This is a genomic window from Microbacterium sp. CFBP 8794, assembly GCF_014841235.1.
Lineage (GTDB): Bacteria > Actinomycetota > Actinomycetes > Actinomycetales > Microbacteriaceae > Microbacterium.
On the sequence record NZ_JACYTT010000002.1, the window covers coordinates 633864 to 658421 of the forward strand.

Annotated in this window: 17 protein-coding genes; 8 read left to right on the forward strand and 9 right to left on the reverse strand. The window is 72.7% G+C overall.

Going from position 1 to position 24558, the window contains the following annotated elements:
- Positions 1 to 8: 8 nt before the first annotated feature.
- On the reverse strand, positions 9 to 1136 hold the full coding sequence (locus tag IFU19_RS06885) for a S16 family serine protease (RefSeq protein ID WP_192013282.1): 1128 nt from the start codon (positions 1134 to 1136) through the stop codon (positions 9 to 11).
- A gap of 186 nt (positions 1137 to 1322) precedes the next feature.
- Between IFU19_RS06885 and IFU19_RS06890 the strand changes: the two genes are divergently transcribed.
- Positions 1323 to 2759 carry a zinc-dependent metalloprotease gene (locus tag IFU19_RS06890; RefSeq protein WP_249405386.1) on the forward strand — a complete coding sequence of 479 codons (1437 nt, stop codon included), beginning with the start codon at positions 1323 to 1325 and terminating at the stop codon, positions 2757 to 2759.
- A gap of 789 nt (positions 2760 to 3548) precedes the next feature.
- Here IFU19_RS06890 and IFU19_RS06895 read toward each other — a convergent pair.
- Both IFU19_RS06895 and nudC read right to left on the reverse strand, forming a co-directional pair.
- Positions 3549 to 5300, reverse strand: coding sequence for a UvrD-helicase domain-containing protein (locus IFU19_RS06895; RefSeq protein WP_192013283.1), 1752 nt, complete (start codon positions 5298 to 5300; stop codon positions 3549 to 3551).
- Positions 5297 to 6223 (reverse strand): NAD(+) diphosphatase, encoded by a 927-nt coding sequence (gene nudC, locus IFU19_RS06900; protein WP_192013284.1) that lies wholly within the window; start codon positions 6221 to 6223, stop codon positions 5297 to 5299. Before nudC ends, IFU19_RS06895 begins: the two co-directional genes overlap by 4 nt.
- A 63-nt stretch (positions 6224 to 6286) precedes the next feature.
- Here nudC and IFU19_RS06905 point away from each other — a divergent pair, with 63 nt between their 5' ends.
- Positions 6287 to 7771, forward strand: a complete 1485-nt coding sequence (locus tag IFU19_RS06905; RefSeq protein ID WP_192013285.1) for a phosphotransferase — start codon at positions 6287 to 6289, stop codon at positions 7769 to 7771.
- Positions 7772 to 7912: 141 nt separating this feature from the next.
- Here IFU19_RS06905 and IFU19_RS06910 read toward each other — a convergent pair whose 3' ends face one another.
- Positions 7913 to 11200, reverse strand: coding sequence for a UvrD-helicase domain-containing protein (locus IFU19_RS06910; RefSeq protein WP_192013286.1), 3288 nt, complete (start codon positions 11198 to 11200; stop codon positions 7913 to 7915).
- Complete coding sequence (locus IFU19_RS06915; protein WP_192013287.1) at positions 11197 to 14382, reverse strand: ATP-dependent helicase; 3186 nt, start codon at positions 14380 to 14382, stop codon at positions 11197 to 11199. The genes IFU19_RS06910 and IFU19_RS06915 overlap by 4 nt, the downstream gene beginning before the upstream one ends.
- Positions 14383 to 14641: 259 nt before the next feature.
- Here IFU19_RS06915 and IFU19_RS06920 point away from each other — a divergent pair, with 259 nt between their 5' ends.
- Both IFU19_RS06920 and IFU19_RS06925 read left to right on the forward strand, forming a co-directional pair.
- On the forward strand, positions 14642 to 14866 hold the full coding sequence (locus IFU19_RS06920) for a DUF3107 domain-containing protein (protein WP_055836269.1): 225 nt from the start codon (positions 14642 to 14644) through the stop codon (positions 14864 to 14866).
- Between the two features lie 11 nt (positions 14867 to 14877).
- On the forward strand, positions 14878 to 15165 hold the full coding sequence (locus IFU19_RS06925) for a hypothetical protein (RefSeq protein WP_192013288.1): 288 nt from the start codon (positions 14878 to 14880) through the stop codon (positions 15163 to 15165).
- 70 nt (positions 15166 to 15235) lie between these two features.
- On the opposite strand, the gene IFU19_RS06930 is transcribed toward IFU19_RS06925, so the two are convergent.
- The gene (locus IFU19_RS06930) at positions 15236 to 15952 is read right to left on the reverse strand and encodes a ferritin-like fold-containing protein (RefSeq protein WP_055939647.1); all 717 of its coding nucleotides are present in this window, start codon (positions 15950 to 15952) and stop codon (positions 15236 to 15238) included.
- A 148-nt stretch (positions 15953 to 16100) separates the two neighbouring features.
- Between IFU19_RS06930 and IFU19_RS06935 the strand changes: the two genes are divergently transcribed.
- Positions 16101 to 17543 carry a DEAD/DEAH box helicase gene (locus IFU19_RS06935; RefSeq protein WP_192013289.1) on the forward strand — a complete coding sequence of 481 codons (1443 nt, stop codon included), beginning with the start codon at positions 16101 to 16103 and terminating at the stop codon, positions 17541 to 17543.
- A gap of 228 nt (positions 17544 to 17771) precedes the next feature.
- On the opposite strand, the gene IFU19_RS06940 is transcribed toward IFU19_RS06935, so the two are convergent.
- Positions 17772 to 18632 carry a PHP domain-containing protein gene (locus tag IFU19_RS06940; protein WP_055939645.1) on the reverse strand — a complete coding sequence of 287 codons (861 nt, stop codon included), beginning with the start codon at positions 18630 to 18632 and terminating at the stop codon, positions 17772 to 17774.
- An 88-nt stretch (positions 18633 to 18720) separates the two neighbouring features.
- Between IFU19_RS06940 and IFU19_RS06945 the strand changes: the two genes are divergently transcribed.
- The 3 genes from IFU19_RS06945 to IFU19_RS06955 all read left to right on the forward strand — a co-directional run bounded on the left by IFU19_RS06945 (position 18721) and on the right by IFU19_RS06955 (position 23105).
- Positions 18721 to 19752, forward strand: a complete 1032-nt coding sequence (locus tag IFU19_RS06945) for an endonuclease/exonuclease/phosphatase family protein (protein ID WP_055837825.1) — start codon at positions 18721 to 18723, stop codon at positions 19750 to 19752.
- Between the two features lie 126 nt (positions 19753 to 19878).
- On the forward strand, positions 19879 to 21327 hold the full coding sequence (locus IFU19_RS06950; RefSeq protein ID WP_191914878.1) for an aminopeptidase P family protein: 1449 nt from the start codon (positions 19879 to 19881) through the stop codon (positions 21325 to 21327).
- The gene (locus IFU19_RS06955; protein WP_192013352.1) at positions 21324 to 23105 is read left to right on the forward strand and encodes a gamma-glutamyltransferase family protein; all 1782 of its coding nucleotides are present in this window, start codon (positions 21324 to 21326) and stop codon (positions 23103 to 23105) included. The genes IFU19_RS06950 and IFU19_RS06955 overlap by 4 nt, the downstream gene beginning before the upstream one ends.
- A gap of 52 nt (positions 23106 to 23157) precedes the next feature.
- On the opposite strand, the gene IFU19_RS06960 is transcribed toward IFU19_RS06955, so the two are convergent.
- Together IFU19_RS06960 and IFU19_RS06965 are read right to left on the reverse strand one after the other, a co-directional pair.
- Positions 23158 to 23826 (reverse strand): alpha/beta family hydrolase, encoded by a 669-nt coding sequence (locus IFU19_RS06960; protein WP_192013290.1) that lies wholly within the window; start codon positions 23824 to 23826, stop codon positions 23158 to 23160.
- Complete coding sequence (locus IFU19_RS06965; RefSeq protein WP_192013291.1) at positions 23823 to 24545, reverse strand: general stress protein; 723 nt, start codon at positions 24543 to 24545, stop codon at positions 23823 to 23825. Before IFU19_RS06965 ends, IFU19_RS06960 begins: the two co-directional genes overlap by 4 nt.
- Between the last annotated feature and the right edge of the window lie 13 nt (positions 24546 to 24558).

The following is a 24558-nucleotide window of genomic DNA, read 5'->3' on the forward strand; positions in this document are numbered from 1 at the left end:
CGTGAATGCTACGATCCCGAACCACACGTCGGGAGGGCGTCGAGATCGCCTCCGTCGCGGATCGTCTGGAGCACCGTGAGCGACTCCTGGAGCGTCGAGGTCGAGAACACCCGGATGCCGTCGGGCACATGGCCGACGACCTCGTTGCAGTTCGCCGCGGGTGCGAGGAACCAGGTGGCCCCGGCATCCCGTGCTCCGTAGAGCTTCTGTCGGATGCCGCCGATGGGGCCCACGTTGCCGTCGGCGTCGATCGTGCCGGTGCCGGCGATGTGCTGTCCGCCCGTGAGGTCGCCCGGGGACATCTTGTCGATGATGCCGAGGGCGAACATCATGCCGGCGCTCGGGCCGCCCACGTCGTTCAGCTGGATCTTGACGTCGACGGGGAGGTCGAACGAGAGCATGAGGCCGACGCCCAGCAGGTACTGCTGCTGACCGTTGACGTCGGTCTGGCGCGGGGTGATCTCGACCGTCCCGGCTGCGCCGTCGCGCTCGTAGCCGATCGTCACCGGCGCACCGGCGGCTGCCTGCACCGCCGCGCGCACGGCGTCGACGTTCGGCGCCGTGACGCCGTCGACCGTGGTGAGGACGTCGTTCTGCTGCAGCAGGCCGGCCGCCGCACCCGAGTCGTCGACGGTTGCGACGGCGATCTGCTGCGGCACGTCGTAGCCCAGCGCCCGCAGCGCCGCGGCCGAGGACTCGACCTGCGAGTCGGTCATGAGGGCGGCGTTCTCGGTGTTGCGCTGCTCGGTCGTCTGCCCGGCGGGGAAGATGCGGTCGATCGGCACCACGGCGCGCGAGCGGTCGAACCAGGCCAGCGCGAGCTCGATCCACGACGGTGTGCGCTCGCGGTTGCCGCTGACCTGCACGGTGAGCAGGTCGAGCTGACCGGTGGAGGTGTCGTCATCCTCGTCGGGCACGCTGATCAGCGGCACCTCCTCGCCCTCGGCGTTGGTCGAGGTGCCGAGGGTGTCGAACACGGGGCCGGGCTGCTGGATGACGTACGCCGACGGCAGGAAGGTCATCACGAACAGCACGATCACGGCGATCGCGAGCGACCACAGGCCCGCGACGGTGCTGCGCCGCCACCGCTGCGGCGATGCGGGCACGACGGAGGCGTTGTCGTCGAACAGGGTCACGGTCTCTATCCTTTGCCGGGTCGTTCGCGCGCGGCGTAAGCGGCGAGGAGCCGTGCCGGGGGAAGCGGGGAAGCGTGCGACTAGCGTAGGTCGTGATCCCGATGACCCGGCTGAAAGGCGGCTGAAGTGGCAGACGACGACCGAGGCGCCGACGACCGGAGCCCCGAAGAAGAGTTCCAGGAACTCATGCGTCGCCTCATGTCGGGCGACACCAGCGGCATCGATCCCGAGCAGCTGTCGCGCCTGTCGGGCATGCAGATCGATCCGGCCATGCTGCAGCAGGTGATGAACCAACTGCAGGGCGCCTTCGCCGGCACGCAGGAGGGCGTCGACTGGAGCCTCGCCGAACGCCAGGCCCTGCACATCGCCAACCAGGACGGCCTCGGCGTGTCGACGGGCCAGCGCACCGACATCGACCAGGCGTTCACGCTCGCCGGCCTGTGGCTCGGCGAGGCGACGACGATCTCGGACCTCCCGCGTCCCCCGCGCGTGGTCACCCGCGGCGCCTGGGTGAGCGCGACCCTGCCCCTCTGGCAGGAGCTCGCCGAACCCGTCGCGACCAGCATCGCCGACGCGCTGACCGAGGCCCTCGGCCAGCAGGCCCCCGACGACATGCAGGAGATGATCGCGGGCGCCGGGCGGCTCATGCGCACGGTCGGCGGTTCGCTCTTCGCCACGCAGCTCGGGCACGTCGTCGGTCGCCTGTCGACCGAGGTCGTCGGCGGCGGCGATGTGGGCATCCCCGTCATGCCCGAGGGCGACGCGGCGATCCTGCCGCAGAACTTCGCGGACTTCGGACGCGACCTCGAGATCCCCGACGACCAGCTCGCGCTGTACCTCGCCACGCGCGAGCTCGCGCACGCCCGACTCTTCCGCCACGCCCGGTGGCTGCGGCTGCACGTGATCGCGCAGGTGCGCGACTTCGCCCACGGCATCCGCGTCGACACCGACGCCCTCGAAGACCTCGCCTCGCGCTTCGATCCGTCGCAGCCCGAAGAGCTGCGCGGCGCGCTCGAGAGCGGCGCGCTGCTACCGGCGCGTTCCGAGGAGCAGACCGCGGCGTTGACGCGTCTCGAGAACCTCCTGGCCACGATCGAGGGCTGGGTCGACGTCGTCACCGAAGACGCCACCTCGCGCCTCCCGTCGGCGGCGCGCATCGCCGAAGCCGTGCGTCGACGCCGGGCCGTGGGCGGGCCCGCCGAGCAGGCGCTCGGTTCGCTCGTCGGTCTCGAGCTGCGTCCGCGTCGCATGCGCGAGGCCGCCGCGATGTGGCGCTCCGTCACCGACGCCGTGGGTGTCGCCGGACGCGACGCACTGTGGGACTACCCCGACCTCATGCCGTCGGCCGACGACATCGACGACCCCGCCGCCCTCATCGCCCGTCTGACCGCCGCGTCACGGGGCGAAGCGGCTCCCTCGGATGCCATGGACGACGCCCTCGCCCAGCTCATCGCCGAAGAGACCAGTAGCGACGGCCGCGACGGCGCGACGGATGCCGATTCCTCGGCGGACGAGGCCCTCCCCGGCGACGTGCTCCCCGACGACGCGCGACGCGACGACGACCGGCGCGACGACGACCGGCGCGACGACGACGGCACCCCGGGCGACCAGCGCCCCGTCTGATCGGTCGGCTCGGGTCGGCCGTCGCGCCGACCCGAGCATCGGTTCCCCGTCCCGTCCTCCCCACGCGCGATCCGGCGAAGATGGCTGGGGATAACGGCATCCGGGGTCACCCCCTGCGTCATGCTCGGGCGATGATCAGACTCGACCCCTCCGCTCCCCCGCTCTGGCGCCCCGACGGCAGCGTGCAGTTCGGCGCTCCGGCGATCGCGCGCATCCCCCGCGCCGACGCCTGGGTCGACGCCTGCGTCGCCGCCCTCGAAGAGGGCACGACGGCCCCGGCCCTGCGCGCCCTGACGCGTGTGCACGGCGGAACCGATCGCGATGCCGACGCCCTGCTCGCGCAGGTCTCGCCGGCGTTGCGCCGCGCTGGGCGTCACGCGCCGTTCGTGCTCCAGGCCGGCGACGACCTGTCCGCACGGGCGGTGCAGGCGGTGCTCGCGGCGCTCCCGCCCCGCACGCGCCTGATCGCCTGGGCGGGGCGCGTGACCGAGCCCGTCCCCCGGGGGACGCGGGTCGTCGTGCTCGCGTCGCACCGTGTCGATCCCCGCCGCGCGGCGATGTACGTGCGCGACGACGTCGTGCATCTGCCGCTCGCGCTCGACGGTGCGAGCGCCACCGTCGGCCCCGTCGTCTCCCCCGGGCGCACCGCGTGCCTCGCGTGCCTCGACGCGGTGACCCGCCACCACGACGAGCAATGGCCGACGCTCGCCGCGCAGTTGCTCGCGCGGCCCAGACCCGACGTCGACGCGGCGCTGGCTGCCGAGGCCGGACGCGCGGCGCGCTCGCTACTCAGCTCGCCGATCGCCGAGACGACACGGTCGGTGCGGCTGCGCGTCGATTCGTTCCGGCGGGTCTGGCAGCTGCATCGACCGAGTGCAGACTGCCACTGCCGATCTCTCGAAGGAACCTCGACGGCGAGCGTTCCATCCGGCCGCGTCCCCGTGCCCAGCTGACCGAGAGCGTGCGCGCGGCACGGGTGACCCCGACGTAGGCGAGTCGACGTTCTTCGTCGACGGCCTCGAAGGTCTTCGCGTACGAGATCGGCAGCAGGCCCTCGCTCACCCCCACGAGGTAGACGTCATCCCATTCCAGACCCTTGGCCGCGTGCAGCGTCGCCAGCGTCACCGTGCGCGTCGTCGGCTCGTGCTGGTCACGCGCGCGCGCCTGCAGGTCGTCGGTGAACGCACGGAGGTCCATATCGTTCGGGGCCTCTTCGGCCAGGCGCAGCAGCGCCGCCCGTGCCTCCCACGCTTCGCGGAGGGCGCCCCCGGCCTCGGGGGGATCGTCGGTGAGCCCCATGCCGCGCAGAACGTCACGGACCGTGGCGTGGAAGCCCGTCTCCAGCGGCGCCACCGACGCCGCGCGCAGGGCCATGAGCGCCTGCCGCACCTCGGGGAGGTCGAAGAACTTGCGCCCGCCCAGGACGGATGCCGCCACCCCCACCGCCGACAGCGCCGACAGCAGCGCCGCCGACTGCGCGTGCGAGCGGTACAGCACGGCGATGTCGTGCGGATCGACGTCGCGCTTCATCGAATCGGCGATGGATCGGGCCACGGCCGTGGCCTCGGCTTCGTCATCGTCGAACCCGCGGACGGTGGGGACGACGGCCTCGTCGTCGCGGGCGGCGACCAGTTCGAGGGCGCCCGCGCGGCCGCGCATGAGGTCGTTCGCGACGGCCAGCACCGGCGCACTGGAGCGATAGTTGCGTTCCAGGCGCACCACGCGCGCGTCGTCGTGGGTCCGCTCGAAGTCGAGCAGGTAGCGGGCATCGGCCCCGGTGAACGAATACACCGTCTGACTGGCATCGCCGACGACGCACAGGTCGCGGCGGTCGCCCAGCCACAGCTCGAGCAGGCGGTTCTGCAGGGGCGAGACGTCCTGATACTCGTCGACGGTGAAGTGCCGGTACTGCTCGCGGACGGCGGCGGCCACCCGCGGCTCCGCCTCGATCATGCCCGCGCAGGTGAGCAGCACGTCTTCGAAGTCCATCTGACGCCGCTCGTCCTTGAGCTTCTCGTACGCCCGCTGCAACGCGACCACCTGATCGACCCCGAGTCGACCGACCCCGTCGGGGCGCTCCGCGGCGTACTGCTCGACCGAGCGCAGGGTCACTTTGCGCCACTCGATCGAGGCGGCCACATCCCGCAGGGTCGCCGTGTCGGGCGCCAGCCCCACCCCGTCGGCCGCGTGCGCGAGCATGCGCACCTTGTTGTCGATGATCGAGGGTGCCTGGTCGCCCGCGAGGGTGGGCCAGAAGAAGTTCACCTGAGCCAACGCCGCGGCGTGGAACGTCCGCGCCGAGACGCCCGTCACCCCGAGCGCCCGCAGCCGCCCCCGCATCTCGCCCGCCGCCTTCGAGGTGAAGGTGACCGCCATGACCCGCTGAGGCGAGTAGGCGCCCGTGTCGACGCCGTGCGCGATACGCCGGGTGATGACGCGGGTCTTGCCGGTCCCCGCGCCCGCGAGGACGCACACCGGTCCGCGCAGCGCGCGCGCCGCCTCCAGCTGGTGCTCGTCGAGTCCGTCGAGGGGGCCGGTCACGCGTCGCCCCGAACCCAGCCGTCGATCAGACGCCGGGCGATGGAGGCGGGTCCGGGCAGCTGCACCGATCCCTCGCCGCGCAGGGCGGCGGCGATCTCGCCGCGATCGAACCAGCGCACCTCGACGATCTCGTCGCCGTCGGGTCGTGCCTCGTCGACGTCGACGGCCCGGGCCCGGAAGCCCAGCATGAGCGACCGCGGATACGGCCAGGCCTGGGAGCCGCGATACGCGATGTCGCGCAGGCGCACACCCGATTCCTCGGTGACCTCGCGCTCCACCGTCTCTTCGAGCGACTCCCCCGCCTCGCCGAAGCCCGCGAAGCACGAATACCGGTCCCCACCCCAGGCCGCGTTCGCGCCGAGCAGCACGCGGTCGTCGTTCTCGCCGCCGGTGACCAGCACGATCACCGCCGGGTCGGTGCGGGGGAAGTGCTGGCGGCCGCACGAGGGGCAGTGGCGCGACCATCCGGCCTGTCCGAGCAGGGTGCGGGCGCCGCAGGCCGGGCAGAACGGCGCATCGCGCAGCCAGCCGGCCAGAGCCACGGCCGTCGTGAGCACCTCGGCCTCGGCGGCGGGCAGATCGCCTCCCCCGCTGCGCAGCGCCATCCATGCGGCGTCCGGGATGCCGTCGAGCTCGGCGTCGTCGGCGAGCACGGCCAGGAGCACCCCCGCACCGTCGGCCGTCCTGCCCAGGAACGCCCACTCGAGCGCGTCGACGACTTCGGGCACGCTCACCAGTCGCAGGTGAGCGTCGGCGACGGGCGCCGCATCACGTCGGACGGCCAGCACGCGCGTATCGGCCGCCTCACGGAGGGAGTCGAGCAGATCGACGCGATCCCGCTCGATCGCCGATCGGTCGAAGGCCGAGTCGATCGGGTGGTCGTGCGACGTGTGATCGTGCGGCGAAGGCGCGGGAAGCGGCATCGAACACCTCTCTCAAGGGCGTGGCGCGGGCGGGTGGGCGAGGGCCCGACCTACCCTGGGGGCATGGCACGCTCGCCCCTCATTTTAGCCGCGTCGGCGACGGCGGCACTGCCGCGCACCGCCATCACCCGCGTCAGCATCCTGACCGAGAACGCCGGCGGGAGGTTCGACACCGCCCTGGCGCGTACCGACGACGGACGGGAGCTCGTCGTGCGTATGCCGGCCGGCGACGACGACGGCGCCGACCTCGCCGCCGAGGCGCGCGCGCTTCACGCGCTCACCCCTGGTGTGCGTGCCCTGCTGCCCTTCGCGGTCCCCGAGGTCGCCGGCGAGAGCGGATCCGGCGCCCAGCGCGTGCTCGTGGTCGGGCACATCGACGGCTATCGCATCGACCCCGCGCACCTGCCCAAGGGCCCGGGGTACGCACCGGCGATCGGCGCTGCCCTGGCCGCCGTGCACGCCCTGCCCGTGTCGATCGTGCGCACCGATGGCCTGCCCGTGCGCTCCGCCGATCAGACACGCGACGACGTCCGGCGCCTCCTCGACCGCGCCGATGCCACCGGCCGGGTCAGCGACGGCCTCATGCTGCGCTGGCGCCGTGCTCTCGAGGTCGACGACCTCTGGCGGTTCGAAGCGGCGGTCGTGCTCGGCGGCGCGACGAGCTCGTCGGTCCTGCTCACCGACGACGACGACGGCGTGCCGCATGTCGTCGGCCTGCTGGACTGGGCGGGATTGAGCGTGGGCGACCCCGCGGTCGACCTGCGCTGGCTCGCCTCGGCCCCGCTGGCCACCGACGACGTCTACGCCGGTTACGCCTCCGGTGCGGAGCGCTCCCCCGACCCCCTGCTGCGCGAACGCGCACGCCTGTACGCCGAACTGGAGTTCGCGCGCTGGCTCGTGCACGGCCACGACGCGGGGGAAGCCGACGTCGTCGCCGACGCCGTCGCCCTTCTCGACGCCCTCGCCGAGGGTGTGCGCGGAGACCACATCGTCCCCGACTCGCGCAGCGACATCGACGACGCCCTCGCCCTGGTCGAGAGCGTGCCCCCCCTGTCGGCGCCCGGGTCGGTCGACACCTCGATGCAGACCGACGCCTACGACCCCGAGGCGCTCTCGCTCTACCTCTCGGCCGAACGCGATCGGGCCGCGGCGGCCGAGGCCCTCGCCGACGCACTCGCCGCCGACCAGGATCCGGATCCCGAGACGGGGGCCCTCTCGTTCGCCCCGCCCGCCCCGAGCTCGACGGACGAGTTCTCCTCGCCCGAGCCCGGCGCGACCGAGCCGATCGATCTCGACGGGTGGACCGAGACGCCCGGCACCGCGCCCGGACAGGCGCACGCGGGAGCCGCCGAGCAGGCGAACGTCTCACCCGCCGCCGCACACGGCGACGGCGCGCTCCCCGGCTGGGCTCGGCACGACGAGCCGGCACTGCGGGGCGGTGACGTCGACACCGACCGCGACGACACCGACCGCGATGACGAGGAAGACGCTGCGCGCGCCAGCCGTGCGGCACTCCGCCGCTGGGGGGTTTCGGGCGACGGGGCCTGACGCGCTCGCGCCCGTTTCGCACGGCCTCAGCCGTCGCGCCGGTCCGCACCGCGGTCGACGCGGGAGCCGCTCGCGCAACGCTCGACGTGAGCGACCCGCCCGCGCCGCACTCAACACGCGCGCCCCTCCCGCGCCGCCGCCTCAGCCGCGCAGCACCAGCTCGTCGCCGACGTAGAACAGCGCGACGTCGATACGGTCGAGGTCGATCCCGTGCTTGGCGTGATACGCCTCGCGGTAGAGCTCGAGCTGCAACATGCGCGCGGTGCGTTCGGCCTCGGTGCGCGGCGGACGACCGGTCTTCCAGTCGACGATCTCGTAGCGGTCCCCGCGCCGGTAGACGGCGTCGAGTTTGCAGATGACGACGTGTTCGCGGCCGTCGAGCCGCGTCGTGACGAAGTCGATCTCGGTCTCGACCTCGAGCGGCATCAGCGGCGCCCATTCCGACCGCTCGAAACACGCGCGCAGGCGCTCGAGTTCGGCCGCGTCGGCGGCCGATGCGCCCGCCTCGTCGTCATCCCACAGCGCGTCGTCGTCGAGGCCGGTCCCCGCGCCCACCAACCCCGATCGCTGTTCGACCCAGGCGTGGAACAGGGTGCCCAGGCGCGTCTGACGGTAGGGGCGCTCGGGGAGGGGCCGGCGGAGCGCCTCGACCGCCTCGCCGTAGTCGGCGACGAAATCCTTGAATCGAGAAGCGGGGATGCGCGTGGGCGCGGGCGTGTGGGCCGGACGCAACCGGTCGGCACGCTCGGCGAGAAGCAATGCGAGGTCGGGATCGGCATCGACCGGTCCCGATGTACGCGCGGCGTTCACCGCGGCTGCGGCAGCCGAGACGGCCGTGCGACGCGACCCGAGCGGGTCGAGCGGCCAGTGCAGCAGACGACGCTCCCCGTCGTACGGATCGTCGCCCGGATCGCCGATCTCGAGGTCGATGCCGAGCGCTTCGGTCGCCTCGTCGAGGAACACGCTCGGGCGGCGCGGGCGCTTCGTCCCCGACCAGCTCGATCCCGACAGCATGAGATGGTCGCGGGCGCGGGTGAAGGCCACGTAAGCGAGTCGGCGATCCTCGTCGAGTTGCCGCGCCCGGTTGTCGGCGACGAAGGCGTCGATGGCGGCCTTGAGGTCTTGCTGGGTCTCGGCACCCCGCCACCCGAACACGGGAAGCCAGGCGGAATCACCGCGGAACTCCGCGGGGAGGATGCCGAACCCCAGCCATCCCTTCGTGTCGCGTGCCAGCGAAGGGAGCTCGTCGGTCACCAGGCGCACCACCGAGACGGCATCCCACTCGAGCCCCTTCGAGCCGTGGATCGTGAGCAGTTGCACCACGTCGTCTTCGGGCGGCTCGGTGCGCGGGGCGAACTCGTCGGCCTGCTCGGCGTGATCGAGCCACGCGAGCAGGCTCGACACCGACCCCGACTCGTCGGCGGCGAGGAAGCCGCGGATCTCGTCGACGAACGCGCGCAATTGCGCCGAGGCGATGCGGGCGGGTCCGCGTGATTCGTTCGCGGCGAGCTCGATGTCGAGACGCAACTCGACCTCGATCAATCGCAGGAGCTCCGGGATCGGTGCGCCGACGCTGCGCCGGAGCGCCGCGAACACGGCACCGGCGTCGCGCAGCCGCGCGCGCCCCTCGGGGGTGATCTCGGCCAGCCAACCGTGGCCGTCGGTCTGACGCGTGAGGAAGTCGAGCGCGTCGACGAGCGAGGCCCGGTCGGCCCCCGGTGTGGAGCGCAGTCGGTCGACGACCTCGGGGGCGAGGGGCTGCAGGCCGACGTCATGCGTGGCGAGGCGTCGTGCCAACTGCGCCAGGGCGCGAAGATCGGCCAGGCCCACGGCCCACCGCGGGCCCGACAGCAATCGGATCAGCGCCGATCCGGCCTCGGGGTCGCTGATGACCCGCAGGGCCGAGACGACGTCGACCACCTCGGGGGTGGTGAGGAGCCCGCCCAGACCCAGGATGCGGTGAGGGATTCCGCGTCGACCGAGTGCATCGCCGAAGCGCACCATGTGCTTCTTGCTGCGGAAGAGGATCGCGCCCGTCGTGGGGCGTCCCTCGGCCGCGCGAGCGGCGCGGACCCCGACGAACCACGACGCGACGCGATCGGCCTCGGCGTCGAGGTCGTTCTCGAAGACCACGTCGACGATACCCGCCGGCGCGCCGGGGCGCGGGGCGAGTTCGCCGACCTCGACCGCCGCGCGCGCGGCGAGGGGGGCGAGGACCGCGTTGGCCGCCCGCAGCACCGCCGCGCTGTTGCGCCAACTCGTCAGCAGCGCGAAGTGCCGGCATCCCCCCTCCGGGGCGAAGGCGACGGGGAAGCCGCCGAGGTTGCCCGCGCTGGCGCCCCGCCAGCCGTAGATGGCCTGGTGGGGATCGCCGACGGCCATGACCCCGGTCCCGCCGAAGAGAGTCGCGAGCAGGTCGGTCTGCACGACCGAGGTGTCCTGATACTCGTCGAGGAGCACGACCCGATACCGCGCGCGGAGTTCGGCGACCACCGCCGGGTGCTCCCGGGCGATGCGCAGCGCGCCCGCCACCTGATCGGCGAAATCCATCACTCCGACGCGGGCCTTCTCGCGGTCGTAGTCCGCCGCGAGGGCGGCGAGCAGCGAGAGCGCCGACACTTTCGCCGCCGCGTCGCCCACCTCTTTGTAGACGCTCACGCGCGCCGACGTCGAGGGGCGCTCGACGATGCGCGCGAACTCGTCGGGGAACGCGGCGAGACGCTCGAGGTCGACCAGGTTGTCGACGCCGTCGCGCGCGATGCGCAGGGCGGCGTCGATCAACGTGCGCGGGGATTCCTGTCGCTCCTCGAGTCTCGGGTCGTCGGAGGCGAACACCACGCGCCGCATGAGCAACCAGGCCGCCGACTCCGACAGAACCGCCGATTCGGCGTCGCGGCCGATGCGCACGCCGTGCTCGCGCACGATCCCGTCGGCGAAGCTGTTGTAGGTCGAGACGGTCGGCCGGTGCAGCAGCTGGTCGCCGTCGTGGGCGTCGTCGGCGTGCGCACCGACCTCGGCGGCCAGCGCGTCGAGCGCCTCGCGACGAGCGGCATCGCCGCGGGCACCGTCGAGAGGCGCCAGGTCGGCGAACACCGAGAGCCGACCGGCCTCGTGCAGGGCCGGGAGGAAGGGCAGCAGTCCGCGCGCCTCGAACTCGGCCAGTCGCTGCAACCGCCGCTGGATGCGCTCGGCGAGCTCACCCGCGGCCTTCCGGGTGAAGGTGAGTCCGAGGACCTCGTCGCGGCGGACGAGGCCGTTCGCGACGAGCCACACCACGCGTCCGGCCATCGTCTCGGTCTTGCCGCTGCCCGCGCCCGCGACCACAAGCGCCGGGGCGAGCGGGGCTTCGATCACCGACGTCTGTTCCGACGTCGGCGGGAACTGCCCGAGGGCCGCGGCGATGACCGCCGCCGAGACGGTGTCGCTCACGAGGCGCTCACCGCCGACACCGTGTGGATGCGGCACAGCCCGTACGAGAACTCGTCTCGACAGTGCACCTCGTAGGGCGCGGCGAAGCTCGTGCCCCGCATCACGCCGACGGCGCGCTGCACGCGGCTGACGAAGTCGGCGCGCTGCGCGTCGTCGAACGGCTTCTGCAACGGCTCGGCGTACTCTTTCGTCGCCGCCGTCGGGCGCAGCACGAGCAGCTTCGCTCCTCCCGGGGCGAGGCCGGCGACCGGCTCGATGGCACCCGACGAGAACGCCAGCTGGTACGCGGCGAGCTGGGGGTTGTCGGCGACCTTCGCGTCGGTCTGCGGTTCGTTCTTGCCCGTCTTGAGGTCGACGATCACGACCTCGCCGCTCGGCGTCAGCTCGACGCGGTCGATGTCGCCGCTGAGCACGGCGCGGTGCTCCGCGGCGTCGTCGAGGGGGATGGGCACCTCGAAGTGCCGCTCGGCGCCGATCAGCCGCCCACCCGCGTCGTCGAACCGGCGAAGGTAGGTCGCGAGCCGTCGCACCAGTTCCCGGGCGCGCGTGCGTTCCGCCCGCTCACGCCATACGGCGTCGAAGACCAACTCGCCCCAGCGCTCGTCGACCACGGCCCACAGGTCGCTCTCGGAGATGGATGCCGCGGTCTCGAGCGCCGCATGGATGATCGTGCCGATGCCCGCCGTCGTGCCGCCTCGGTCACCGCCCAGATCGGCGACGACCCAGTCGAGCTCGCACTCTTCGAGGGCGTGCAGGCGCGACGGCGAGACCCGCACGTCTTCGCGGGTGAGGTCGCGCAGCGGCGCGGTCGAAGTCGGTGCGGCGACGCCGTACCACTCGTCGGGGGCCGCACCGGCCACCCCCGCCGCCGCGAGGACGGCGAGCTGGCCGGCGGCGTGGGCGCGGTCGCCCGGCGAAACCCGCGGCACGGTGAGCGCACGCCGATGACGCGCGACGAGTCCGCGCAACGACAGGGGGTGCTCGGGGATCGCCGCGGCGGGCTCGGGGGTGGGGAGCATCTCGAACAGCACGCTCGGACCGGTGTCGTCGTCGTCGACCGCCGTGACCACGAGCCGCGCATTCGCTCGACTGATCGCGCGCACGAACAGTCGCAACTCGTCGTGCATCGCGGCGCGGCGGCGGTCGAGCATGCCCGAGACGGGGAGGTCGGGCTGCTGGACCGCGTCGGCAAGACGCCACGTCTCGAGCAGACCGCCGCGCAGCCGGGTGTTGGGCCACACACCGTCCTGCACGCCGGCCACGATCACGGTGTCGTACGCGGTGCCGGCCGCGGCGGCGGGCGTGAGCACGCGCACCGTCTCGGTCACGGCGGGCTGCTCGATGCGATCTTCGGCGACGTCGCTGTCGAGCACGGAACGCAGGAACACGGCGGCTTCTCCGTCGGGCTCGCGTTCGGTGAACCGCTTGGCCGCCTGGAAGAGGGCGACGATCGCGTCGAGATCACGATCGGCCTGCTCGGCGAGCGGACCGTGCCCCCGCGAGGCCTCGCGCCAGACCCGTGCCAGAGAACTGCGCTCCCACGCGGTCCAGAGCAGTTCGTGCGCCGTGGCCTTCTCCTGAGTCTGCGCCCGCAGGGCCGCCAGCGTCTCGCCCAATCGAGCCGCACGTCGCCCCTCGCGGGTGTCGACCGTCTCGAGCTCGAGGGGGAAGCGCACGCCCGAGACCAGCAGCTCGCTCGCGGTGCGCGATCCTCCCGCCGACAGCTCGTCGTGGCGCAGCGCGGTGCGAAGGCGACGGAGCTCGATGGGATCGAGGCCGCCGAAGGTTCCGAGCAGCGCGTCGGTCACGGCATCGGCCGTCCACCCGTCGGGATCGCGCATGCCGAGCTCGACGAGCGCGACCAGGTCGCGCACCGGACGCTGCACCCCGAGCGCCAGGCCCGGGCCGCTCGAGCGCGCCGGCACCTCGCGCGCCGCGAGCTCGGCTTCGAGCGTGGCCACTTGCCGCGAGTCATGCGCGATGACCGCGCACTGCGACCAGGGGATCGCGTCGAGCACGTGCCGCTCGCGCAGCAGACGCGCGATCGCATCGGCCTCTTCGGCGGGAGAGCGCAGCAGGTAGGTGCGCACGGCTCCGGTGGGTGCCGCGCCGACGGGGGCGCGGCGGTGCGCCACGACCCCGGCCGCGCCGATCCGCGCCGCCACCTGCCGCACGAGGTCGATGTGTTCGGGGGTACCGCGGTGCGGCTCCCCCAGCGCGGCCGTCGCGCCCAGCTCGCGCGCGAGCCGAGCGAAATTCTCGGGGGTGGCGCCGCGGAACGCGCCCGAGCCCACGTCGGGGTCACCGAAAGCGACGACACCGATCCCGAGGTCGCGGCAGGCGCACAGCAGGTCGAAGCCGCCCGCGGTGAGCTCTTGCGCGTCGTCGACGAGGACGCAGCGCAACGACGAGAACCGCCCGAGCAGATCGCGCTCCCGGCGCGCCTCACCGAGCACGGAAACGGCCTCGCGGGCCAGGTCGGCGGCGTCGCGGTGCGCTCCGCGCATCGACGCGCGCACCGCGCGGTACTCGTCGGCGAACGAGGCGAGCGAGGCCCACACCGGGAGCTCGTGCTCTTCGGCCAGACGCACGAGGGCAGCGGAGTCGAGGCCCAGGTCGGTGCACTCCGCGAGGAACGCGCGCAGATCGCCGCGAAAACCGCGCGTCGCGCGGATGGTGGTGCCGAGCCACTCCGGCCATCGTGAGACGCCCTCGGCTTCGTCGAGCGCATCTCCGTCGAGCAGGTCGCGGATGATCTGGTCCTCATCGCCGCCGGTCAGCAGCTGGGGTGGTTCGGCACCGCGACGCACCTCGGCTCCGCGCACCAGGTGGAACGCGAACGACGCCAGCGACCGCGCCAGCGCGCCCGAGGTCGCCCGTTCCACCGCGAGAGCGAGCGGATCGCGCAGCGCCGTCGCCGCCGGCCGCGTGGGGGTGAGCACGAGCAGATCGTCGGGGTCGACACCGGATGCCACGAGCACGCGCACGCGCGACAGCAGCGTCGACGTCTTGCCCGAGCCCGGGGCACCGACCACCACACCGCTGGCCTCGGCCGGCCACTGGACCACCGCGCGCTGCGCGTCGTCGAGCCGGTCGAGGGCGATCGCCGCCGGTGATCCACCCGCGAGACCGTCGCCGCGGGACACCTCGGAGGCGAGCGCGGCGGCGGCGGAGATCTTCATGGCATCCACGCTAACGGCGACCTCCGACATCACCGGCCGCGCCAGGTCTGCCGCGAGGCGCCTCGAGAGACGCCCCTCCCCGAGCGGCGGTCCCGTGCGCCCTGTCACCGCGCCGCTCGCATGAGAGGCCGCCCGCTCCAGAACCATCGCGTTCGCCATCCGCGAAGCGGGGGCCCGCGCGGGACGCGGTGTCGGAGGGCTGCCCTAGAGTCGGAAGCACGCGCCGGGCCGACCGCGGCCCGCGGGGAAAGGACGCATCGTGGAGATCCGTATCGGCATCACCAACACCGGCCGCGAGCTGAACTTCGAGACGAACGAGAGCTCGGACGCCGTCAAGTCGGCGGTCGCCGCCGCCCTCGACAACTCCGCCAGCCACGTCGTCTTCACCGATGTGAAGGGCAACACCTACCTGGTTCCGACCGCGAACCTCGCGTTCGTCGAGTTCGGCACCGAAGAGGCCCGTCGCGTCGGCTTCGTCGCCTGACAGAGCGCCCCGTGCAGATCCTGCTCGGTCTGATCGTGGGGGCCGTCGTGGGCCTCGCCGCCCACGTCGTGCTCCCGCATCGACAGCTCCGCGGCGCGGCCCTCGCCCCGTTCGCGGGCGCCGCGTCGGCCGCGATCGTCTGGACCGCCCTCACGTGGGCGGGCCTGGGGATCGACTCCCCCGTGCTGTGGCTGGTCGTCGTCCTCGCTCCCGCGGCGACGACGTTCTCGCTGGTGCCGGCGATCACGCGCGCGCGGCTGAACCGCGACGCGGCGGATCGCGCCGAGCTCGGCATCTGACGGCGGCACGACGCTCGTCGCCCACCCCGGCGGCGCGCAGCGGCACCGCCGCCCACCCGTGGCCCGCTTCTTACGCGGCGAGCCCCATGGCATCCATGCGCCTCGCGTGCGCGCCCATCAGACCGCTGAAGACGGGCTCGACCTTGGCCTCTTCGTCGCGATCCAGATGAGCGTTGCGCAGGGCGGCGCGAGCCACCAGCAGGGTGTCGCCCACCAGGCGTCGCCCCCACAGTGCGAGCAGCCAACGCCACTCCTCGTCGCTCTGGATCGTGGCGCCGAGGATCTCGACGATGGCCTGGCGGTCGTCGTCGGCCTGCAAAATGCGGGCGACGCGCCGCCCGGTCTCTCCGTAGCTCGACGACAGGGCCAGGTAGAAGTCGTCGAGCATGCCGGCGGTGATGTGCACGGTCAGCATCGTCTCTTGCGGACGCACGCCGTGCGTGTTGCGACGGAAGGCGTCGAGCGACTCGCGGAACGGCAGCATGAGCTGGGTGGGGTCGGCGCCGCGCTCGCGGATGAGTCCCACCAGCTCCTGGTGTTTGATGAGCGCCGCTCCGGCCGCGCGTGAGAGGGACTCTTTCTCGGCGAGCTCGGGCGTCGAGGCGATCAGTTCGCTGAGCGTCTCGAAGAAGCCGAGCTGCAGGTACGCGGCCTGCCCGAGAAAGGTCTCGACCTCGGGCGCCAGCTCGGCGAAGTCGACGCGGAGGGCTTCGCCCAGGTCTCCGCGCGAGCGCAGCTGCAGAGTGCGGCCCACGGGGCGCTGACGACGACGGAACCACGCGAACACGCCTACAGCCTAGGCGTCGGGGGCCGTCGAAACACGCCGGGTAGAGTGGAACAGCCCCGGCGATGGATCGGGGCCCCGCGCCTGCGGACGAGTGAGGGCGTGGATTCGACTCCTCAGGCGGTCTCTCACCGCCGGAACAGGCACGCACATGACCACATTCTCCGATCTCGGTGTCGACCAGGACATCGTGGATGCCCTGGCATCCAAGGGCATCATCGATGCCTTCCCCATCCAGGAGCAGACGATCCCCCTCGGCCTTCCGGGGCAGGACATCATCGGCCAGGCCAAGACCGGTACCGGCAAGACGTTCGGTTTCGGCATCCCTGTCGTCCAGCGACTCGGTCTGAATCCCGAGCCCGGGGTGAAGGCGCTCATCGTCGTGCCCACCCGCGAGCTCGCCGTCCAGGTCTACGAAGACATGGACATGCTCACCTCGAACCGTTCCACCAGCGTCGTCGCCATTTACGGCGGCAAGGCCTACGAGGGTCAGATCGACCAGCTCAAAGCCGGCGCGCAGATCGTCGTCGGCACCCCCGGTCGACTGATCGACCTCGCCAACCAGCGTCTGCTCGACCTGTCGAACGCCACCGAGGTCGTGCTCGACGAGGCCGACAAGATGCTCGACCTGGGCTTCCTCGCCGACATCGAGAAGATCTTCTCGAAGGTCCCGCCCGTGCGGCACACGCAGCTGTTCTCGGCGACCATGCCCGGCCCGATCGTGGCCCTCGCGCGCCGGTTCATGTCGAACCCGATCCACATGCGCGCCAACGACCCCGACGAGGGTCTGACCCAGGCCAACATCAAGCACCTCGTCTACCGCGCGCACTCGCTCGACAAAGACGAGATCATCGCTCGGATCCTGCAGTCGGACGGTCGCGAGAAGGCGGTCATCTTCACGCGCACGAAGCGCGCCGCCCAGAAGCTCGTCGACGAGCTCGGCGACCGCGGCTTCAACGCCGCCGCCGTCCACGGCGACATGAGCCAGGAGGCGCGCGAGCGCTCGATGGCCGCGTTCAAGGCCGGTAAGCGCGACGTGCTGATCGCCACCGATGTCGCCGCGCGCGGTATCGACGTCAACGACGTCACGCACGTGATCAACCACACGATCCCCGACGACGAGAAGACCTACCTGCACCGCGCGGGCCGCACCGGTCGCGCGGGCAAGACCGGCATCGCCGTGACGTTCGTCGACTGGGACGACCTGCACAAGTGGGCGCTCATCAACCGCGCGCTCGAGTTCGGCCAGCCCGAGCCGACCGAGACCTACTCGTCGAGCCCGCACCTGTTCACCGACCTCGACATCCCCGTGGGCACGAAGGGGCGTCTCGTGACCGCCCCGAAGGCCGTCGTCCCCAAGGTCGAGAAGAAGACCGAGGGCCAGGATGCCGAGGGCGAGCGCGGTCCGCGCCGTCGCCGTCGCGGTGGCGTATCGGGCGAGTCCACCGGTGAGAGCACCCCGCGCGCCGAGGGCGGTGCCGGCACGCACGACGGCGCCGGCAAGGAGCACCACGACGGCAACGCGGCCCCGCGTCGCCGCCGTCGTCGTCGCGGCAGCGGAAGCTCGGGAACCCCGACGGCCCCCGTCGCCTGACCCGCACGTCGACACGGCGCCGATCCCTCCGGGGTCGGCGCCGTTCTCGTGTCCGGTCGCGCCGGCTGCCGGGAGACGCCCGCATGCGGTGTGCGCGAGCGACGTCGCCGAGCAACGGAACGGCGAGAGCGAGGTGACGAGCGGAGGGGATGCAACGAGCGGAGGACGCTCGTCACCCCTCGCCGTCGCAGGGATGCTCGCCGCGGCCCCGCCGCCGACGACGGTTGCCTACGGGAAGACCGGTGCCGTGCCGTGGCCCAGGGCGAAGATGCGCGCGACCATGTCGTCGGCCGTCGTGTTCTCGCCTGGGACGTTGGGTTTGCCGAGGCCGTGGTAATCGCTCGATCCGGTCACGATGAGATCGTGGCGCGCGGCGAGGTCGGCGAGCAGCGCCGTGGGCTCGGGCAGGTTCTCGCGGTGGCCGAGCTCGAAGCCGGCGAGTCCCGCGTCGAGCATCGCCTGCGTCACCCCGTCGGGCAGCAGCGCGCGTCCCGCCGGGTGCGCGACGATGGGCACGCCGCCGGCACCGACCACCAGCTCCACCGCCGTCACCGGGTCGGGAGCGTAGAGGGCGACGTAGTAGTCGCCCGCGGGATGCAGGATGCCGGCGAACGCCTCGGTGCGATCGGTCACGATGCCCCGTGCGACCAGGGCGTCGGCGATGTGCGGGCGTCCCACGGTCGCCCCGTCGGCGGTCTGGGCGACGATGTCGCCCCAGGCGATGTCGTAGTCGTGGGAGATGCGTTCGGCCATGATCTGCGCGCGATCGAGGCGCGAGGAGCGGATCCGGTCGGTCATGGCGCGCAGCGCGGTGTCGTCGGGGTCGACCAGGTACGCCAGCAGGTGCACGCTGCGCCACCGGTGGCGGGCCGAGAGCTCCATGCCCGGAACGAACGTCATCCCGAGCGACGACGCCGCCTCGGCGGCCTCGGCCCAGCCCGACGTCGTGTCGTGGTCGGTGAGGGCGGCCGTACGCAGGCCGTACCGGTGCGCGGCCGCCATGACCTGGGCGGGCGGTTCGGTGCCGTCGGAGTGCGAGGAGTGCAGGTGCAGATCGCTCGGCCCCTCGAATCGACGATCATGCTGCACCCGTCGAGCGTAGCGCGCGGTCCCAGGCCCAGGGCATGCCCGGTCGGCATCGGTCGATCTCTCAGACGGCTCCCTTAGGGTCGGGTGCGTGCGTCGGTTGTTCGGATTCCTCGTCGCGCTCGTCGTCGCGGCGGGTGCCGCGGTGCTGACGTGGCCGGCGTTCTTCGGCCTGGAGCGCACCTTCCCCCTGGCGCAGATCATTTCGTTCCGCGCCGCGCTGGCCGCCGTTCTGGTGGCCGCGACGCTGCTCATGCTGCTGTTCGCCCTGATCCGTCCGGTGCGGGTGCTCGCTCTCACCTTGGCGCTGGTCCTCGGCCTCGCGGGCGGGATCAATGTCGCCCTGCTCGCGCAGCGCGGCCTCGGCACCGAGGCGCTCCCGGCGAAGACCGACACGAGCCTGCGCATCATGACGTGGAACACCGCGGGCTCGGCCACCTCGGCCGAATCCATCGCCCAGTTCGCCGTCGGCATGCAGGCCGACGTGGTGACCCTGCCCGAGACGACCATCGACACGGGCGCCCGCGTCGCCGAACTCATGCGCGACATGGGTCAGCCCATGTGGGCGCACCACGCCGAGTACGGCGAGTACGGCATCACCGGATGGGATGCCACCTCGACGACCGTGCTGATCAGACCGGAGCTGGGCGACTACTCCGTGATCCAGTCCTCGCTCGACGGTTCCAGCAACACCTCGACGGTGCCGAGCGCGGTGGCGATGCCGACCTCGGGCGACGGCCCCATCATCGTCGCCGCCCACGCCGTGGCACCGCGCGAGGAGTACATGACCGAGTGGCGTAGCGACCTGCAGTGGCTGGCCGATCAATGCGCGAGCGACAACGTGATCCTCGCCGGCGACTTCAACGCGACGCTCGACCACATGACCGGCATGGGCGTCGACGGCGGAACGCTGGGTCGCTGCCACGACACGGCGTCCGCGAGCGGGAACGGCGGTGTCGGCACGTGGCCGACCGACGCCCCGGCCCTGCTCGGCGCCCCGATCGACCACGTCATGGCGACGCCCGACTGGACCGTGTCGGGCTCGGTCGTCATGCGCACCCTCGACGGGTCGGGCAGCGACCACCGCCCCATCGTCGTTCAGCTCGAGCGCACGGGCGGCTGAGCCGCCCCCGGCCCGAGCCCGTCGACGGACTCGACACGCTCCCCGCGCGCCCCCGGCCGCCGCGCTCCCGAGCCCGCTTCACGCTGTCGCCATGCGAGCCGGCCCCGGCGGTGCGAGACTGGAACGATGGATGCCCCCTCCACCAGCGACACGACCGCGCAGACCGCCGAACCGCAGACCGTCGAGAACACGACGCCCGAGCAGACGCCCGCCGCACCGAGCAATCGCAAGGCACCGTTTCCCCGCGGCTTCCTCGACACCATCTCGACGGGCTGGGCTGAGCACCCGGTCGAGCTCCCCGAGGCGCGCGAACAGGCCGCGTGGGCCGCGCGGCGACGCGAGCGCGTGTCGCAGGCCTTCCCGGGCCGCCGCGTGGTGATCCCCGCGGGCGGTCTCAAGCAGCGCAGCAACGACACCGACTACCCGTTCCGCGCGCACTCCGCCTTCGCGCACCTCACCGGGTGGGGCAGCGACGCCGAGCCCGACTCGGTGCTCGTCTTCGAACCGCGCGACGAGGGCCACGAGGCCGTGCTCTACTTCCGCGAGCGTGCCGACCGCACGACCGCGGAGTTCTACTCCGACGCCACCGTCGGCGAGTTCTGGATCGGCCCGCGCCCCGCACTCGACGGCGTCGCGGCCGACCTCGGCATCGCCACGGCCCACCTGCACGACTTCGCCGTCGGCGATGACGACCGCACGCTCGACGACGACGACGAGGTCACCCGTTTCGTGTCGGAGCTGCGCCTGGTCAAAGACGAGTACGAGCTCGCCCAGCTGGCCCTCGCCGTCGAGGTCACGGGCCGCGGCTTCGACGACATCGTCGCGGAGCTCCCCCGCATCGTCGAGCACCCGCGTGGCGAGCGCATCGTCGAGGGCGTGTTCCACCAGCGCGCGCGCTCCGACGGCAACGCGGTCGGGTACGACACGATCGCGGCGTCCGGTCCGCACGCGTGCTACCTGCACTGGACGCGCAACGACGGGGCCGTCAAGCCCGGAGACCTCATCCTCATCGACGCCGGGGCCGAGGTCGACAGCCTCTACACCGCCGACATCACGCGCACGCTTCCCGTCTCGGGCACCTTCACCGACGTGCAGCGCCGCATCTACGAGACCGTGCGCGAAGCGGCCGACGCCTCGTTCGCCGCGGCCGAGGTGGGCGTGCCGTTCCGCCGCCTGCACGAGGCCGCGATGGAGGTCATCGCCGCCCGCGTCGCCGAGTGGGGCCTGCTCCCCGTCACCGCCGACGAGGCGCTGCAGGCCGAGACCGGCGGTCAGCACCGCCGTTACATGGTGCACGGCACGAGCCACCACCTCGGCCTCGACGTGCACGACTGCGCGCAGGCCCGACGCGACATGTACTACGACGGACTGCTCGAGCCGGGGATGGCGTTCACCATCGAGCCGGGGCTCTACTTCCAGATCGACGATCTGACGGTGCCCGAGGAGTACCGCGGCATCGGTGCGCGCATCGAGGACGACGTCGTGATGACCGCCGACGGTCCCGTCAACCTGTCGGCCGACATCCCCCGCACCGCCGACGAGGTCGAGGAGTGGATCGCGCGGTCGTCGCGATGACCTTCACTCCCCCGTCTTCGTTCACCACGCGGCCGACCCTGCGCGGCACGTTCGGCATGTCGGCGTCGACGCACTGGACCGCGACGGCGACCGCTCAGGCCGTCCTCGAGCGCGGGGGCAACGCGTTCGACGCCGCGGTCGCTGCGGCGTTCGTGCTGCACGTCGTCGAACCGCACCTGAACGGCCCCGGCGGCGACCTGGTCGCCCTCGTGCGCCCGGCCGGTGCCGCCGAGCCCCTGGTGCTCATGGGCCAGGGCCCGGCCCCGGCCGCAGCCACCATCGAGCACTTCGAGGGGCGAGGTCTCGACCTCGTACCCGGCGCCGGTGCGCTGGCCGCGACCGTTCCCGGCGCGGTCGACGCGTGGCTGCTGCTGCTGCGCGATCACGGCACGTGGGAAGCCGCCGACGTGCTCTCCTTCGCCATCGGCTACGCGCGCGAGGGACACCCCCTGGTCGCGGGGGCCGCCGCCACCATCGGCCGCGTCGCCGACCTCTTCCGCGCGCAGTGGCCGTCGTCGGCAGAGCTCTGGATGCCGGACGGCGAGGTGCCGTCCGCCGACACGCTCATGCGCAACCCGGCGTGGGCCGGGGTCCTCGACGAGCTGATCGCCGCCGGCGACACCGCCGCCGACCGCGCGGGGCGTATCGACGCGGCGCGCGAGCACTGGATGACCGCCGTCCTCCCCCGGGCGGCGGAGTTCGTGCGCACCCCGCACCGGCACTCCGACGGCGCCGATCACCCCGGCGTCCTGGACGCCGCCGACCTGGCGTCGTGGCGCGCGGGTTACGAACCCGCGGTGACGGCGCGCTTCCGCGGGTGGGACGTGTACAAAGCCGGCACCTGGTCGCAGGGTCCCGCCCTGCTGCAAGTGCTGCGCATGCTCGAGACCGCCGAGGACTCCCAGCTCGACCCGGCCACCGCCGAGGGAGCACACCTGCTGCTCGAGACGCAGAAGCTCGCGTATGCCGACCGTGACGCCTGGTTCGGCGACGCGGACGGCGTGGTCGAGGTGTCGGCGCTCCTCGCCGACGACTATCTCGCCCAGCGTCGGGAACTCATCGGCGACCGCGCCTCGACCGAGCTGCGCCCGGGAGCGCCCGAGGGGCACGCCCCGACGCTGCCTCCGTTGCGTGCCGACGTGGTCGCCGCCGCCGGGGCGACCGGCGAACCCACGGTTGACCGGTCGGGTCAGACGCGCGGTGACACCGTGCACATCGACGTGATCGATCGCTGGGGGAACGTCGTCTCGGCCACACCGTCGGGCGGGTGGCTGCAATCGTCGCCGGTCGTCCCCTCGCTCGGTTTCTGCCTGGGCACGCGCCTGCAGATGACGTGGTTGCAGCCCGGGCATCCGGCATCCCTCGTTCCGGGCCGACGCCCGCGCACCACTCTCACTCCCACCCTGCTCAGCCGCGGCGACGAGGTCACGGCGATGGGCTCCCCCGGCGGCGATCAGCAGGACCAGTGGCAGCTGCCGGTGCTGCTGCGCATGCTGGTGGGCGCGTATTCACCGCAGCAGGCGATCGACGCCCCCACCCTGCACACCACCGCCGTGGCCGATTCGTTCTGGCCCCGCAGCTGGTCGCCCGCGGGCGCGGTCGTCGAGGACCGCCTCGGCGACGAGGTCATCGCCGAGCTCGAACGGCGCGGGCACCGCGTGCGCCGGGCCGGAGACTGGGCGCTCGGGCGCGTCAGCGCCGTCGGGCGGGATGCCGAGGGTCTGCTGTGGGCGGCGGCCAACCCCCGCGGAGCGCAGGGCTACGCCGCGGGGCGCTGACAGGGCCCGAGAAGACCGCCTCGCGGATCACCGGCTGCCGTACGGGCAGGCGTCAGAGAGCGCGCGCGAAGGCCGCGACGATCGGAGCGAGTCCCGCGCCGATCTGATCTGCCGGCCGCCGCGCGCCCTTCACCTCGAACGAGTGATTCCCGCCCGCGATCCACTCCACGCGGGCGTTGCGGCACGAGGCGACGGCCGCGTCGAACTGGTCGCGCGGCTGGATGAACGGGTCGTTCTCGCCCTCGACGAACAGCTGCGGCACCGCGATCGCGGGCAGGTGGTCGACGCGGGGTCTGTCGGGGCGCCCGGGCGGATGCAGGGGGTAGCCGAGGTAGGCGAGCCCGGCGGGGGCGATCACGCCCTCGGCGGTGGCGACGGATGCCATACGCCCGCCGTACGACTTGCCCACCGCCACGTACGGCCCGGGATGTGCGGCGGCCAACCAGGCCTCGACCCCCGCCCAGGTCGCGACGGCGTGCGGGGCGGGTCCCGGCATCCGTCGTCCGGCTTCGACGTAGGGGAAAACGAAGCGCAGCACGCTCACTCCCTCGTCGACCAGCGCGGCTGCGAGACCCACCAGGAACGGGTGGTCCATGCCGGCGCCGGCGCCGTGGGCAAGCGCAATCGTGGGTCCGGGACGCGGGGCGGGCGACCAGAGACCCGACACCTCGCTCGCGCCCGTCGGCAGCGCGACGGCGAGGCGAACGGCGGTGACGGTCACCGCTCGGTGGGCGCGTCGCCCTCGGGCGGGGCGGACGAAGGCGTCTGAGCCGGCGGCGCCGGGTTCTCGCGCGGCGGCACGGGCGTGATGCGTTCGCCGTACCGGGGCGGCTCGTCGTCGACGGGGGTCGCACCGGGGACCGGCGGGCGCGGGGGCGCAGCCGGGGCGCCGGCGCCGGGAGCGACGCGTTCGCCGTACTGCGGCGGCGCCGTGGGGGCGGCGGTGGGGCGCGACACCGTCGTGCGGGTGGCGCCGGCGCCGAGCACTCCGCGCGCCTTCTGGATGCTGGTGGCTTCGACGCAGACGTCGTAGTGGTCGGCGGCGACCTGCATGACCGAGGCGAAGTCGCGGCGGCGGCGCACGATCGAGTACGTGCCCAGGCTCAGGATCATGCCGAGGGCCATGCCCACCAGCAGCACGCCGACGAAGGCCGAGATCTGAACGGTCGGCATGCCGAGCACGAAGATGAACGCGAACAGCAGGCCCAGCATCAGGCCGTTCAACGCGCCCGAGCGGGCGGCGGTCGCGTACCCCAGCTTGCCGGTGATGCGTTCGATGGAGCGCAGGCCCGAACCGACGATCGCGATCTCGCGCGCCGGAACCTCGCCCGCGATGAGCGATGACACGGCCTTCTGCGCCTGCTCGTACGTCGGGAAGGAGGCGACCTTCTCGCCCACGTCGTCGCGTCCCGCGCCCGGTCTCCCCGCGAACATGCTCATTTCACCATCTTGT

What these genes read in the sequence shown, in the direction of transcription:
- IFU19_RS06955 (WP_192013352.1), top strand. Translation starts at nt 21,324, where the DNA reads ATGACCTTCACTCCCCCGTCTTCGTTCACCACGCGGCCGACCCTGCGC.
- IFU19_RS06950 (WP_191914878.1), top strand. Translation starts at nt 19,879, where the DNA reads ATGGATGCCCCCTCCACCAGCGACACGACCGCGCAGACCGCCGAACCG.
- IFU19_RS06965 (WP_192013291.1), bottom strand. Translation starts at nt 24,545, where the DNA reads ATGAGCATGTTCGCGGGGAGACCGGGCGCGGGACGCGACGACGTGGGC.
- IFU19_RS06915 (WP_192013287.1), bottom strand. Translation starts at nt 14,382, where the DNA reads ATGAAGATCTCCGCCGCCGCCGCGCTCGCCTCCGAGGTGTCCCGCGGC.
- IFU19_RS06935 (WP_192013289.1), top strand. Translation starts at nt 16,101, where the DNA reads ATGACCACATTCTCCGATCTCGGTGTCGACCAGGACATCGTGGATGCC.
- IFU19_RS06905 (WP_192013285.1), top strand. Translation starts at nt 6,287, where the DNA reads ATGGCACGCTCGCCCCTCATTTTAGCCGCGTCGGCGACGGCGGCACTG.
- IFU19_RS06890 (WP_249405386.1), top strand. Translation starts at nt 1,323, where the DNA reads ATGCGTCGCCTCATGTCGGGCGACACCAGCGGCATCGATCCCGAGCAG.
- nudC (WP_192013284.1), bottom strand. Translation starts at nt 6,223, where the DNA reads ATGCCGCTTCCCGCGCCTTCGCCGCACGATCACACGTCGCACGACCAC.